Origin of the sequence: Catellatospora sichuanensis (genome assembly GCF_007483665.1) — a bacterium.
In the GTDB taxonomy this organism is placed as follows: Bacteria; Actinomycetota; Actinomycetes; order Mycobacteriales; family Micromonosporaceae; genus Catellatospora; species Catellatospora sichuanensis.
In genome coordinates this window covers 106,911-120,323 of record NZ_ML660190.1, presented here as the reverse complement: position 1 = coordinate 120,323, position 13,413 = coordinate 106,911, and the positions used below count along the sequence as shown (strand labels likewise).

The following is a 13,413-nucleotide window of genomic DNA, read 5'->3' as shown; positions in this document are numbered from 1 at the left end:
TCCCCCCGCCCCTCCTCCGGCCCCCCCGGGGCCGGTCGTCGCCCCCCCCCCCCCGGCGGCGGCCGCACTTCCTCACCTGCGAGAGACGACGGCGAGGAGGAAGAAACCCCAGATGAGCCAACCCGTGCTGGACGTACGCGGGGTCAGCAAGCGATTCCCCGGCGTGCTGGCCCTCGACGACGTGTCGCTGACCGTCGCCCCCGGCGAGGTACACGCCCTGGTCGGCGAGAACGGCGCCGGCAAGTCCACCCTGATCAAGATCCTGACCGGGGTGTACCGGCCCGACGCCGGTGACGTGTTCTACCGCGGCGAGCCCGTGGCCTTCGGCCGTCCGCTGGACGCCCAGGCCGCCGGGATCTCCACCATCTACCAGGAGGTCAACCTCGTCCCGCTGATGAGCGTGGCGCGCAACCTGTTCCTGGGCCGCGAGCCGCGCACCCGGTTCGGGCTGATCGACGTGGCCCGGATGAACCGCGAGGCCGGTGAGCAGCTCGCCCGCTACGGCATCGAGGTCGACGTGCGGCTGCCGCTGCGCTCGCTCGGGCTCGGCGCGCAGCAGATGGTCGCGCTGGCCCGCGCCGTCGCCGTCGACGCCCGCGTCGTCATCATGGACGAGCCGACCTCCTCGCTCGAACCGCGTGAGGTCGACACCCTGTTCCGGGTGGTCCGCGAGCTGAGCGGGCGCGGCATCGCGATCGTCTACGTCAGCCACCGCCTCGACGAGCTCTACCAGCTGTGCGACCGGGTCACCGTGCTGCGTGACGGCCGTCGCGTGCACACCGGCGCGCTGGCGCAGCTCGACCGGCTCAGCCTGATCTCGCTGATGCTGGGCCGCGACGCCGCCGAGGTGCGCCGTGACGGCCTGACCGGCTTCTCCGCCCACGACGCGGGCGACGTCGAGCCGATCCTGCGGGTCCGCAACCTGAGCCGGGCGCACCAACTGCACGGGATCTCGTTCGAGGTGCGCCCCGGCGAGGTCACCGGGCTCGGCGGCCTGCTCGGCTCCGGGCGTTCGGAGACCGCCAAGGCCGTGGTCGGCGCGCTCGGCGCGGACGGCGAGGTCACCATGGCCGGGCGGCGGCTGACCCGACGCTCGCCCGCCGCGGCGATCCGGGCCGGCATGGCGATGCTGCCCGAGGACCGCAAGGCCGAAGGCATCGTCCCCGGGCTGAGCGTGCGGGAGAACATCGTGCTGGCCGCGATGCCGACGCTGTCCCGGTTCGGCGTGGTGTCGCGCGCGAAGCAGGACCGCATCGTCGACACGTTCATGAAGCGGCTGCGCATCAAGGCGGCGAGCCCCGAGCAGAAGGTGTCCGAGCTGTCCGGCGGCAACCAGCAGAAGGTGCTGCTGGCCCGTTGGCTGTGCCTGAATCCGAGGCTGCTGCTGCTCGACGAGCCGACCCGCGGCATCGACGTCGGCGCGAAAGCCGAAGTGCAGGCACTCATCGACGAGCTGGCCGCCGACGGGCTGGCCGTCGTGCTGATCTCCTCCGACCTGGAGGAACTGGTCGAGGGAGCGGACCGCATCGTCGTGCTGCGCGCCGGAGCCGTCGTCGGCGAGCTGGCCGGAGACGACGTCACCGAGGACAACATCATGACCGCCCTGGCCCAGGAGCCCGCCCATGACTGAGGCGACCGTCAAGACGTTCGCGCCGCCGGACCGGGTCCGGCTCGCGCGCCTGCTGCAGGACTACGGGGTGTACGCCGCCGTGGCCCTGCTGGTGCTGTTCAACGTCGCCTTCACCGACAACTTCCTACAGGCTGCGACACTGCGTACGCAGCTGGTGCAGGTCGCGCCGGTGGTGATCGTGGCGCTGGGCATGGCCATGGTGATCGGCAGCGAGGGTGTCGACCTGTCCGTCGGCTCGGTGATGGCGCTGTCTGCGGCAGTGCTGCCGCTGTACATCGGCTACGGCTTCTGGCCCGCGGTGCTGATCGCGCTGATCGTCGGGGCACTGGTCGGCGTCGTCAACGGGACCCTGGTCTCCGTGGTCGGGTTGCAGCCGATCGTGGCCACGCTGGCGCTGCTGGTCGGCGGGCGGGGCCTGGCCCTGGTGTTCGCCGACGGGCAGCTCAAGGGCATCAAGGACGGCACCCTGCTGGAATTGGGCACCGGTGACCTGCTCGGGGTGCCGTACACGGTGCTCATCGCGGGCTGCCTGGCCGTCGTGATCGGATTCGTGGTCCAGCGGACCACCTACGGGCGGCAGTTGGTGGCCGTCGGCGGCAACCGGGCCGCGAGCCACCTCGCGGGCCTGCCGGTCAAACGCGTGCTGATCGGCACCTACGTGCTGTGCGGGGTGCTCGCCGCGCTGGCCGGGGTGCTGGCCACGGCGCGGCTCGGGGCCAGCGACCCGTCCGCGATCGGCAACCTGATGGAGCTGTCCGCGATCACCGCCGTCGTGGTCGGCGGCACGCCGCTGACCGGCGGCAGCATCCGGGTGCTCGGCACCGTCGCAGGCGCGCTGCTGATGCAGCTGGTCCGGGCCACTCTGATCAACCACGACCTGCCCGACTCGGCAGCGCAGATGATCCAGGCCGCGATCATTCTGGTAGCCGTCTACATTGCCCGCGAACGGCGGACCCGATGACCCAGACTCTCGTCAACAAGACCCCCCAGCCGGTGCCCGTCGAGCGCGAGCAGCGTTACGAGCGGCTGGCGGCGCTGGCCCAGCGGCACGGTGCCCTGGCGGTCCTCGCGCTGGTCGTCGTCGTCTCGTCGGCGGTGTTCCCGTCGTTCCCGACGGCGGAGAACGCCAACGGCGTCGCGATCCAGTCGTCGTTCCTGGCGATCGTGGCGCTCGGCATGACGTTCGTGATCATCACCGGCGGCATCGACCTGTCGGTCGGGTCGGTGTTCGCGCTCGGGGGCGTGCTCGCCGCGTACGCCTCGCAGTGGGGTCCGCTGCCCGCGCTGCTGCTGCCGCTGGCCGTCTGCGGCGCGATCGGGCTGCTGCAAGGGGTGCTGATCGCGTACACCGGGATGGCGCCGTTCATCGTCACGCTGGCCGGGCTGCTCGGCGCGCGCGGGCTGCTGCTGGCCATCACCGAGGAGGGCGCGAACACCTACCTGGTGCCGAAGGACTCGGCGTTCCTGGAGCTGGGACAGGGCACCCTGTTCGGCGTCGGCTACCCGGTGTACCTCGCGGTGCTGCTGTTCGCCCTCGGCGGGGTGCTGCTGCAGCGCACCCGCTACGGGCAGGCCGTGTTCGCGGTCGGCGGCAGTCCCGACGCCGCCGCGCTGATGGGACTGCCGGTGGCCCGGATCAGGGTGCTGACATACCTGCTGAGCGGGCTGCTGGCCGGGTTCGCGGGGGTGCTCAACGCATCCCGGCTGTCCTCGGGTGTCACCATTCTCGGGGTCGGCCTGGAACTCGACGCCATCGCCGCCGTCGTCATCGGCGGCACTCTGCTCATCGGCGGCGCGGGCACGGTCAGCGGCACCCTGTGCGGGGTGCTGCTGCTCGGGGTCATCCAGAACGTGATCAACCAGATAGGGTCGCTGAACTCGTCGTACCAGTCCGTGGTCAGCGGCGGCTTCCTGATCGTCGTGGTGGTGGTGCAGACAGGTCTGAGCAGGCGGCGACACCTGCGTTGACGTAACGGCCCCGGCAGTGATGACAATGAGCAGTGAGTGGAGGAAACCCGCCGATGGCGGTCAGTCTCAAGGACATCGCCAGACGGGCCGGTGTGTCGCAGGCGACGGTGTCCAATGTCGTCAACGGCTACCGGCCCGTCGGCGAGGCCACCCGGGCCCGGGTGCAGCAGGCCATCGACGAGCTGGGCTACACGCCCAACCTCAGCGCCCGGCACCTGCGCCGGGGCCGCACCGGCATCATCGCGCTGGCCATCCCCGAGCTGAACAACCCGTACTTCGCGGAGCTGGCCGACGCGGCGATCCGGGCGGCCACCAAACGCGGCTACACCCTGCTGCTCGACTACACCGACGGTGACCGGGACAAGGAACTACTGGTCGCCGACGGGTTCCGGGCGCAGATCATCGACGGGCTGATCCTGTCCGCGGTGCACCTCAACCGCGACGACATCGCCAGCCGCACCAGTGAGACCCCGATGGTGCTGGTCGGCGAGGCGATCTACCACGCGCCGTACGACCACGTGGTCATCGACAACCTCGCCGCCAGCCGCGAGGCGATGCGGCACCTGATCGGGCTGGGGCGGCGGCGGATCGCGTTCATCGGCGCGCACATCGAGGCCAACCGGGCCCCGTCGCTGCTGCGCCTGCGCGGCTACACCGAAGCACTGGAAGCGGCCGGGCTGCCGTTCGACCCGGACCTGACCGTCACCACCAGCGGCTTCGGCCGCGGCGACGGCGCCGCGGGCATGCGGGCGCTGCTGACGCTGGCGCAGCCGCCGGACGCCGTGTTCGCGTTCAACGACCTGATCGCGCTCGGGGCGATCCGGGCGCTGCACGACCACGGGCTGCGGGTGCCCGCCGACGTCTCCGTGATCGGCATCGACGACGTGGAGGAGGGCCGGTTCAGCATCCCGACCCTGACCACGATCTCGCCGGACAAGGAGATGATCGGCCGGCTCGCCGTGGAGAAGCTCCTCGACCGCATCGAGGGCCGCCCGGCCGGCCCGCCCGCCGAATTCCAGCCCCCGTTCCGGTTGGTCGTCCGCGAATCCGCGCCAGCCGCCGAGCCCGGCTGAGCCGGGCCGCGGCACCCTCTGCACCGGGTCCGCAGCCCACGGTTCAGTCGTCCTCGTCCTCGCTGTCGTCGTAGTCGTAGCCGTCGTCGTCAAGTTCCCACGCCTGCAGATCGTGTGCCTTGACCAGCGCGTCCGCTCCGGCCTCGTCGCCCTGGGCGCGCAGCGACACGGCGAGGACGGCGTGCAGCCGGCGGGTGTCGTCCTCATCGGCGCCGTCGAGGCCGCGGCGGGCGTGCTGCTCGGCTTCGGCCGGCCGGTCCCGGCCCAGCAGCCGCCAGCCCGTGAACGCTGCGGCCCCACCTCGCAGCACGCCGTCGCGGCACTGCTCGGCCAGCTCGGCGCGGGCCAGGGCCTCGTCGTCGCGGTCCTCGCTGTCGTACCACCAGGCCGCGATCAGGTTCAGCCGGCCGCAGGCGGTGTCCCACAGCGCCGGGTCGGCGTCGGCGGGCGGGGCCGCGGCGATTGCGTCCGCCCTGGCCAGCACCTGCTCGGCGGGCGCCCACACGGCGTGGCGGGCGCTGCTGACCGCGTCGCTCAGCGAGCGCAGTTCGGCCAGGCGGTCTCCGGCCATGCCGTGCTGGTCGGCGGCGAGCACGCTGCGCTCGGCCCGATCGTCGCCCCAGAACAGCCGGGCCGACTCGTCCAGCAACTGCCCGCGGCGGGAAGCAGTCAGCGACGGCTCGGCCAGCAGCAGGTCCAGCACCACCATTGCCTGGTCGCGATGCTGCCCGCCGCTGCGGTAGAGCTGCCACAGCAGCTCCCGCGCCCGCAGCAGCGGCGCTGCCAGGCCGACGCGTTCCAGCGCCAGCGCCGCCTCCTCAGCGGCGCCATAGCGGGTTTCGGTGTCGCTGTGGTCGCGCAGCAGCAGCGCCGCGTCGAGCCGGGCCAGCGCCGCCGCTGCGGCGTCGCCCGCCACGGTGTGCGCGGCGATCTGCTCCTGCACCCCGGCGATCCGCTGGCGGGTACGCCGTCCCGCGGTGTCCAGCACGCTCAGCGGCACGCTGTCGGCCAGCTGCGGCGCGGTCATCCGCTGTCGCGCCAGCTCGCTCTGGTTCGTCGTGCCGTTGCGGGCGTCGAACCGTGCCGCCAGCTGCTCTACCAGCGCAGTCAGCTCTGCCCGCAGCGCCGCGACGGTGGTCGCCGGGCGGCGGCCGTCCGGCCCCGGGCGGCCCTGCACGGCCGTGTCTGCGTGCCCGGCTTCGGCCAGCCGGTTCAGCACCAGCACCGCCGGGGCGGTGAACACCAGCACGTCGTGCGGGCTCGTCGTGCCGTCCAGCCAGGGCAGGTGCCGCTCCAGCAGCTCCAGGCCCCGCAGCGCGTTGCCGCTGCGGCCGAGGAAGGTCAGGTGCGTGCCCAGCGCGCTGAAGTGCAGGCGCTCGGTGCGCATCGCCCGGTACGCGGCGCGGTGCAGCTCGGCGGCCTTGCGCAGGTCGCCGGTATACAGGTGGGCCAGCATCAGGTTGGTGCGGATGCGTTCCGGCTGGGTACGGCACCAGCTGTCGGCGAACGGCGCGGCGACCGCGATCGCGTCCTCGGGCCGGTTCAGCGTCAGCAGGTACCAGGCCTGCGCCGACGGCACGCACACCGAGCAGTTGGCCAGGCTGTCCTGCTTGGCGGTGATCATGTCGTGGTAGGCCGCCGCCGCCTCGTCGAGGTCGCCAACGTGCAGGGCGATCTGCCAGCGGGCCTGGTGCACCGCGTGCAGGCTGTGCCCGCCGCGCAGGTAGCGGGCTCGCATGTCCTCCAGCACCGCGTACGTGCGGTCCAGCGGCACGTCGGGGAACTCGGGCAGCGCGTTGACGATCCACTTGAACTGCCAGAGGATCAAGTGTTCCGTGCCCGGACCGCCGATCTCCGGATCACGGTCGTAGGCGGCCAGCGAGAGCGAGAACGCCAGGAACGCGCGCCGGTCGTCGCCGCCGAACACGAACTTCTCGATCGACTCGTGCCGGAACTCGAACGCCAGTTTCGCCTCGCCGGCCGCGTCCGCGGCCCGGATCGCGCCGTCCAGCGCGGTGTGCTGGGCCGGGCCGTCCGGCATCGCCTGCGCCGCCGCGAACGCCTCGCGCAGCTGCTGCTCGGACATCATCACGCAGCACCGCCGTGCATGGCGCGGCCGAGCAGACCGAGGAACGACTGGTTGAGCGCGGCGGTGTCGACCGGGCGCAGCGGCTGGCGGCCCAGCAGCAGCGCCTGCACGTAGAGGCCTTCCATGACCAGCACGGTCAGGTCCGGGTCGGTGACCGTGACGGCCTGGCGGATCAGCGGATTGCGATGGTTGAGCACCAGCTGCGGCCGGTCGGTGCGCCCGGCGGTGAACGAGCCCAGGATCGAGGCCCACACGTCGTCGACGTCCTCCTGGCCGCGCTGCATGTCCAGGTGCAGCGCGGTGTCGCCGTCGAGCAGGTACAGCGCGGGCAGGCCGGCCGGGTCGAAGGCGCGGATCAGCACCTCCACGCCGAACCGGTCCAGCGCCCGCTGCGCGCCGACCAGGAACGTACGCAGCCGCAGCTCCTCGTCGGGGGCGAGCTCCTCCAGCCGGGTCGACAGGTCGCTGGCCGACAGCGCCTCCGTCGTGATCTTGTCGTCCAGGGCGGGCAGGCGCGACAGCAGCTCGGCGTCGTACACGTAACCGGCGTTGACGACGGCCAGGCCCTGCGCCGACGCGACGGCGGCGATCTGCCGGAACTCGTCCAGCGACGGCACGAAGCGCACCACGCCGTAGGTGTCGCGGAACTGGGCAAGGGTCATCGGACCGACCGTGGTCTCGAACGGCCACCACTGCTCGACCAGGCGCAGCATGTCGTCGTCGTGCACCGCGAGGGCCTTCACCCCGAGGTGGTGGATGCGCAGGAAGTGCTGCAGCTTCGCCTCGTCGACCGTGCCGAGCCGGGTCATCCAGCCGCGCAGCTGGTCGCCCAGCGACTCGCGCACCTGGGCGAGCAGCGCGTCGTCGTACAGCGCCTCGCGGCTGGCGGTCGGGCGCAGCTCGGTGGTGTCGATGACGCAGCGCACGAAGAACGCCCACTCCGGCAGCAGTCCCTCGACACCCTCGCTGAGCAGCATCTGCTTGAGGTAGACCCGGTGCGCGACGCGGGCGGCCGGGTTCGACGGCATCGGCAGCACGAACGCCACCCCGCGCAGCCCCGCCTCCGCCACGTTCAGGTCGATCACGTCGAACGGGGTGAACCCGAAGGCGTCCTCGGCGTACGACAGCAGCCGCGCACGGCGCGCCACCTGCGCCTCGCCCTCACCCTTCTCCCACGGCGCGAGCCCGGTGGTGACCGGCTCGCCGTCGACGCGCACCCCGATCGGCAGCATCGACCCGTACAGCCCGGCCAGCTCGCGTACGGTCTGCGGCAGCAGCCACTCCTGCGCGCCGTGGCGCGGCTGCAGGATCACCACGGTGCCCGGCGCGGCCAGCGCGTCGTCGCCGTCGAGCACCCGCACCTGGTAGCTGCCGTCGGACGAGCCCAGCCACTCCACCGTGGGCTGGTCGCCGCACCGGGTGCGGACCTGGATCGTGTCGGCGACCAGGAAGCACGACAGCAGGCCGATGCCGAACTGCCCCAGGAACTCGTGCCGGGCGAAGCCCAGGTCGTCGCGTTTGGAACTGCGGCCGATCGTGGCCAGCAGCTCGTGTACCTGCGGCTCGGTCAGGCCGATGCCGTTGTCGGTGATGGTCAGCGGCTGCCCCGGCTCGCGCGGGGTGCTGATCTCGATCGAGCCGGCGTGCTCCGGGTCGTTCACCCGCACCGCGGTGATCGCGTCGACGGCGTTCTGCATCAGCTCGCGGACGTATACCCGCGGGCTCGCGTAGAGGTGGTGGCTCAACAGGTCGACGATGCCGCGCAGATCGACGTGGAAGGTGTACGACACGAGCAGATCCTCCGTGATCGGTGTTCGCGGGGGCCGACCCTACCGTCCGCCACCGACGATCGCGGACCGGTTTTCCGTCCGGAGGTGCGGCCGGCACCGATGCGGCCACCAGGTGCGGACAGGTCACCGCTCCGTCGATCCGGCGGCTTCTCCGGCGGCTGCCTGGGCCAGCCGGCCCACCCCCGTGATCAGCTCAGCCGTGTCGGCGGCCGCGGCGAAGGACAGCCGCACGAACGCGCCCGGCGGCTCGGCGGCGAAGAACTTGCGGCCGGGGTTGACCGCGACGCCGAGTTCCCGCGCGGCCAGCGCGAGCCGCTGCTCGCTGCTCCCGGACGGGAGCGCGGCCCACAGGTGCAGCCCGCCCTCCGGGAGCGCCACGGTCCAGTCCGGACACTCGCGGCCGAGGGCGTCGGCCAGCACCCGGCAGCGTTCCCGCAGCGCCGCGGCGAGGTTGCGCAGGTGGCGGTCCCAGGCCGGGGAGGTGAGCAGTTCGACCGCGGCCTCCTGCAGGGGCCGGGCGATGAACGCGTCGTCGACCAGGCGTACCGCGCGGATGCGGGCCATCACCGGCCCGCGCGCGATGATCGCCCCGACGCGCAGGCTGGGCGCGGCGGGTTTGGTCAGCGAGGTCACGTGCAGCACGGTGCCGTCGCGGTCGTCGGCGGCCAGGGGCGGCGGCACGGTGCGGCCGTGGGTGAGGAACCGGCTGAAGTCGTCCTCGATCACGAACGCCCCGGCGGCGCGGGCGATGTCGACGATCTCGCGGCGGCGCTGCGGTGACAGCACCGCGCCGGTGGGGTTGTGGAAGTTGGGCTGGCAGTAGAGCACCCGTGCACCGGTCATCGCGAACGCGTCGGCGAGCAGGCCGGGGCGCAGTCCGTCGCCGTCCACGGGCACGGGGACCGGCCGCAGCCCGGCGGCGCGGGCCGCGGCGACGACGCCCGGATAGGTCGGCGATTCGACCAGGATGGGGCTGCCGGGCGCGGCGACCGCCCGCAGCGCCATCGACAGTGCACTCTGCCCACCCGCGGTGACCAGGACGTCGTCGGCGGTGACGGTGCCGCCGGCGCTCGTCGCGAACAGGCTGCGCAGCGTGGCGAGCCCGGCGGCCGGGGCCCGGTCCCACGCGCCGGGGCGGCGGCCGGCACGCCCGAGCGCCGCGCTCAGCGCCGCGGTGGGGCGCAGCGAGGCGTGCGGGTAACCGCCGTCGAAACGGATCGTGCCCTCCGGCGGCGGGCCGAGGTCGTCGATGACGGAACCGGTGTCTACGGTCCGGTCGGTGAGCGCGACCGTCTGCCAGCCGGTGTCGGCGCGGGCGGCGGGCTGCCGCGGGCGCGGCGCGACGTAGGTGCCGCTGCCGGGCCGGGTCACCACAGCACCCTCGGCAGCCAGAAGCGCTATCGCGCGGGAGACCGTCGCCGGGCTGATCCGGTGCCGGTCCACGAGATCGCGGCTGCTGGGCAGGCGTTCTCCGGGCGCCATGGTGGACAGCAGTACACGGAGTGTCGCGATCAGACCGTCGTAAGTGCTACTCTCTGACATGAATCAGCATGATAGCGCTACTGCGCCGACCGGAGAACCGCTACTGCTCGACGTCGCCGCGCTGCGGGCCGACACGCCCGGCTGCGAGCACGTGGTCCATCTCAACAACGCCGGCTGCGGCCTGACTCCCCGGTCCGTGCTGTCCACCGTGGTGGAGCACCTGGAGCTGGAGGCGCGGATCGGCGGCTACGAGGCCGCGGCGGCCCGTGCCGCCGCCGTCGCCGACTTCTACACGCAGACCGCGGCGCTGATCAACGCCGGGCCGGGCAACATCGCGTTCGCGGGCAGCGCGACCCACGCGTACTCCACCGCGCTGTCGGCGATCCCGTTCCAGCCCGGCGACGTCATCCTCACCACCCGCGACGACTTCGTTTCCAACCAGCTCGCGTTCCTGTCGCTGGGCAAACGCTTCGGGGTGCGCCTGGTGCACGCGCCCGACCTGCCCGGCGGAGGAGTGGACGTGGCGGCGATGGCCGGGCTGATGCGCGCGCACCGCCCGCGCCTGGTCGCCGCCACCCACATCCCCACCAACTCCGGCCTGGTGCAGCCCGTCGCCGAGATCGGCCGGCACTGCCGCGAGCTGGACCTGCTGTACATCGTCGACGCCTGCCAGTCGCTGGGCCAGCTGCCCGTCGACGTCGCCGAGATCGGCTGCGACCTGCTCACCGCGACCTGCCGCAAGTTCCTCCGCGGGCCGCGCGGCTCCGGCTTCCTCTACGTCGCCGACCGGGTGCTGCGCGCCGGATACGAGCCGCTGTTCATCGACATGCACGGCGCGCGCTGGACCGGCCCGGACAGCTACCGCCCGGCCGACACCGCGGCCCGGTTCGAGGACTGGGAGTTCCCCTACGCCACCGTGCTGGGCTGCGCCGAAGCCACCCGCTACGCGCTGGCCGTGGGCGTCGACGCGGTCGCGGCACGAACCCCGGCCCTGGCCGCCCGCCTGCGGGAGAAACTTCAGGACCACCCGGGCGTACGCGTCCTCGACCGCGGCCCGCAGCTCGGCGCGCTGGTCACCTTCGCGGTGCGGGGACGGCAGCCGCAGGAGTTCAAGGCCGCCCTCGACGCCCGCGGGATCAACTCGGCGCTCAGCTTCCGGGAGTTCGCGCAGTTCGACTTCGGTGACAAGGGCGTCGACTGGTGCGTGCGGCTGTCCCCGCACTACTACAACACCGAGGGCGAGGTGGACCTCGCCGCCGCCGCCGTCGCGGAGATCCTGGGCGGTCGCCGGTGACGCTCACCGCCGGGCGTGCGTCGGACGTCTCGCCGGCCGTGGCCGACGTTCCGCCGCGAGCAGCGCAACGTCGGCCACGGGTGCGCAGGCAGGTCAGGAGAGTTTGCCGGGTGCTTCGCCGGCCGCCGTCCACGCCCCGACCGGCGGCGGCTCCTGCTCGGCGTAGCAGACGGTGACCCCGCACTCGCGGGCGTTGTGCAGGCCGGGGAGGTATCGGGCGAGAATTTCCCGGCGTACGTCCAGCCCTTCGGCCGTCCGGCCGACGGTGTGGAGGTTTCGCTGCTGGGCGTGCAGGGCCCAGATCAGCATGTCGGTGGCGTGATGGTCCTGGACGGGGTCGATCTGTCGAGCGTTCGCGACCGCCTCCTCGGCGAGGCGCAGCCGGGCTTCCGGCGAGTCCGTGGCGCGCTCCAGACGCAGGAGTGCGCTCACCAGGCGGGTGCGGTAGCCGGGGGTGCGGGCCGCCAGCGTGCGGCAGGCCCATACCTCCGTCACCGGATCGGGCCCGGCGGACGAGAGGAGGACGGTCCGTGCGATGTGCTCAGCGTCGATCAACATGCCTCCGTGGCTCTGCGGACAGAACGCGACGCCCGCCGCGCACGGCGGGCGTCGGGTGCCGGTTCCCGAGGGGCGCCACCTCGAGAACGGACACGAGCCGGAAGCTTAGGCAGGTCGGTCTGCAGGTCGCGACGGTCGAACGGCCGAGTGAAGATCGCGCGGAACCGCCTTATGCTGATGGCGGTTCAACCTCCGGCGTGCTGTCAGCCGGTTTGGCGGGGTCGCGGGATCGCCATCGAGCCGTGGGCCGGTGTGGGCTCAGACCGGGGGCCGCCGGGTGTCCGTGGAGGACTTCTTCACCTCGAAGTCGGAACAGCCCGCGTGGGTGACCTCGCCGCGGAGGCTCTGCCCGGCCCGGGGCGAGAACGAGGCTTCGAGTCCGACCAGGACGTAGTCGCCCGGCCGCTTGATCCAGTGGTCCGGCCGCAGCGTGAATCCGGTCGCCGTGTACGTCCCCTTCAGCACCGAGGACCCGCGTGGCACGTCCGGGTTGCTGCTCACCGGATAGAACTCGAAGGTCGCCTCCACCTCGTGGTCGTCGACGACGAAGACGGTGAGCTTCATCCCGGTCAGGCCCTGCCGGCAGCGGTAGGTGCCCTCCCAGGTCCCGGACAGGAAGGCCCGCGCCGCCGTGAGATCGTCCGAGGCGCCCGACGGAGTGGGGGAGGGTGCGGCCGAGGCGTACGCCGAGCGGGTGGGCGTGCCCACGAGGTCCCCGTCGTCCGGGCCGCCGCTCTGCTGGATCAGATACCACGCGCCACCACCGACGAGCACGAGCGCGACCAGCGCGGCCACGCCGGCGAGCACCCAGGTGAGCGACTGCGACGACGAGCCGCCCGAGGTCGACTTCGACGGGGGCGGCGACCACGGCGGCAGCGTGTCACCCGGCGGCGGATACGGACCCGGAGCCAGCGGCAGCCCTCCGGTCATCGCGAGGGTCGGCGGGGTGAGGTCGTTGAGCAGCGCCTCGAGCCAGGTCGCGAGGCTGTGCGGCCGGTCTGCGGGCGGGGCGACCAGCGCGTTGAGGATCCGGTGCTGGAAGGCGGGGAACGCGGCGCACAGCGGGTGGGTGCGCAGCTGCTCGGCGAGCTGCTGAAGATCGGGGCCCTGGTTCGCGAAGCGGACCGGTGGCGGCCCGCCCAGCGCGGCGTGCGCGACGGTGGCGGCGAAGGCGAAGCGGTCCGCGGCCGGGCCGGTCACCGCGCCGGGCGCGAACAGCTCCGGGGCGGCGTACGGGGTGCTGCGGGCGGCCACGAGGGAGCCGTCGACGGTCCACAGCTGACCCAGGTCGGCGGGGCTGGACGAGCCGTCGGGGCGCACCACGACGGTGGCCGGCTTGACGTCCCCGTGGGCCACCGGCACACCGGTGCGGCGACCCGAGTGCATCTCGTCCAGGATCGCGGCGGTGTCGGCCAGCACCCGCAGCCGGTGCGACAGCCCTTCGTACGGATTGAGCGTCAGCCAGTCGAGATAGGACTGATCGCCGAACCGGTTGTCGTACACGGCATCCCCCTGTCGCGGCGCGAGCC

10 protein-coding genes are annotated in these 13,413 nt (G+C 72.7%); 5 read left to right on the top strand and 5 right to left on the bottom strand.

Annotated elements, in window-relative coordinates:
• Positions 1 to 112 precede the first annotated feature (112 nt).
• The 4 genes from FLL47_RS12375 to FLL47_RS12360 are packed head-to-tail and all read left to right on the top strand — an operon-like array spanning position 113 to position 4,671.
• Positions 113 to 1,630: a sugar ABC transporter ATP-binding protein gene (locus tag FLL47_RS12375; protein ID WP_144120639.1), complete on the top strand. Its 1,518-nt coding sequence runs from the start codon at positions 113 to 115 to the stop codon at positions 1,628 to 1,630.
• Complete coding sequence (locus FLL47_RS12370; RefSeq protein ID WP_144120638.1) at positions 1,623 to 2,591, top strand: ABC transporter permease; 969 nt, start codon at positions 1,623 to 1,625, stop codon at positions 2,589 to 2,591. Before FLL47_RS12375 ends, FLL47_RS12370 begins: the two co-directional genes overlap by 8 nt.
• On the top strand, positions 2,588 to 3,598 hold the full coding sequence (locus tag FLL47_RS12365; RefSeq protein ID WP_144120636.1) for an ABC transporter permease: 1,011 nt from the start codon (positions 2,588 to 2,590) through the stop codon (positions 3,596 to 3,598). Before FLL47_RS12370 ends, FLL47_RS12365 begins: the two co-directional genes overlap by 4 nt.
• 53 nt (positions 3,599 to 3,651) lie before the next feature.
• Complete coding sequence (locus FLL47_RS12360) at positions 3,652 to 4,671, top strand: LacI family DNA-binding transcriptional regulator (protein WP_144120635.1); 1,020 nt, start codon at positions 3,652 to 3,654, stop codon at positions 4,669 to 4,671.
• A 43-nt stretch (positions 4,672 to 4,714) separates the two neighbouring features.
• On the opposite strand, the gene FLL47_RS12355 is transcribed toward FLL47_RS12360, so the two are convergent.
• The 3 genes from FLL47_RS12355 to FLL47_RS12345 all read right to left on the bottom strand — a co-directional run bounded on the left by FLL47_RS12355 (position 4,715) and on the right by FLL47_RS12345 (position 10,092).
• A complete protein-coding gene (locus tag FLL47_RS12355; RefSeq protein ID WP_186315686.1) occupies positions 4,715 to 6,757 on the bottom strand; it encodes a hypothetical protein in 2,043 nt (680 codons plus the stop codon).
• Between the two features lie 2 nt (positions 6,758 to 6,759).
• A complete protein-coding gene (locus FLL47_RS12350) occupies positions 6,760 to 8,550 on the bottom strand; it encodes an HSP90 family protein (protein WP_144120633.1) in 1,791 nt (596 codons plus the stop codon).
• Between the two features lie 123 nt (positions 8,551 to 8,673).
• Positions 8,674 to 10,092, bottom strand: coding sequence for an aminotransferase-like domain-containing protein (locus tag FLL47_RS12345; protein ID WP_144120631.1), 1,419 nt, complete (start codon positions 10,090 to 10,092; stop codon positions 8,674 to 8,676).
• Here FLL47_RS12345 and FLL47_RS12340 point away from each other — a divergent pair.
• Positions 10,091 to 11,326, top strand: a complete 1,236-nt coding sequence (locus tag FLL47_RS12340; protein ID WP_144120630.1) for an aminotransferase class V-fold PLP-dependent enzyme — start codon at positions 10,091 to 10,093, stop codon at positions 11,324 to 11,326. The two genes, FLL47_RS12345 and FLL47_RS12340, sit on opposite strands and share 2 nt — an antisense overlap.
• 93 nt (positions 11,327 to 11,419) lie before the next feature.
• Here the strand turns inward: FLL47_RS12340 and FLL47_RS12335 are convergent, their stop codons facing one another.
• Entirely contained in the window at positions 11,420 to 11,884 is a 465-nt protein-coding gene (locus FLL47_RS12335; RefSeq protein ID WP_144120629.1) for a hypothetical protein, read from the bottom strand.
• A gap of 258 nt (positions 11,885 to 12,142) precedes the next feature.
• Positions 12,143 to 13,387 (bottom strand): serine/threonine-protein kinase, encoded by a 1,245-nt coding sequence (locus tag FLL47_RS12330; RefSeq protein ID WP_144120628.1) that lies wholly within the window; start codon positions 13,385 to 13,387, stop codon positions 12,143 to 12,145.
• Positions 13,388 to 13,413: the final 26 nt, after the last annotated feature.

What these genes read in the sequence shown, in the direction of transcription:
- FLL47_RS12375 (WP_144120639.1), top strand. Translation starts at nt 113, where the DNA reads ATGAGCCAACCCGTGCTGGACGTACGCGGGGTCAGCAAGCGATTCCCC.
- FLL47_RS12370 (WP_144120638.1), top strand. Translation starts at nt 1,623, where the DNA reads ATGACTGAGGCGACCGTCAAGACGTTCGCGCCGCCGGACCGGGTCCGG.
- FLL47_RS12365 (WP_144120636.1), top strand. Translation starts at nt 2,588, where the DNA reads ATGACCCAGACTCTCGTCAACAAGACCCCCCAGCCGGTGCCCGTCGAG.
- FLL47_RS12360 (WP_144120635.1), top strand. Translation starts at nt 3,652, where the DNA reads ATGGCGGTCAGTCTCAAGGACATCGCCAGACGGGCCGGTGTGTCGCAG.
- FLL47_RS12355 (WP_186315686.1), bottom strand. Translation starts at nt 6,757, where the DNA reads ATGTCCGAGCAGCAGCTGCGCGAGGCGTTCGCGGCGGCGCAGGCGATG.
- FLL47_RS12340 (WP_144120630.1), top strand. Translation starts at nt 10,091, where the DNA reads ATGAATCAGCATGATAGCGCTACTGCGCCGACCGGAGAACCGCTACTG.
- FLL47_RS12345 (WP_144120631.1), bottom strand. Translation starts at nt 10,092, where the DNA reads ATGTCAGAGAGTAGCACTTACGACGGTCTGATCGCGACACTCCGTGTA.
- FLL47_RS12335 (WP_144120629.1), bottom strand. Translation starts at nt 11,884, where the DNA reads ATGTTGATCGACGCTGAGCACATCGCACGGACCGTCCTCCTCTCGTCC.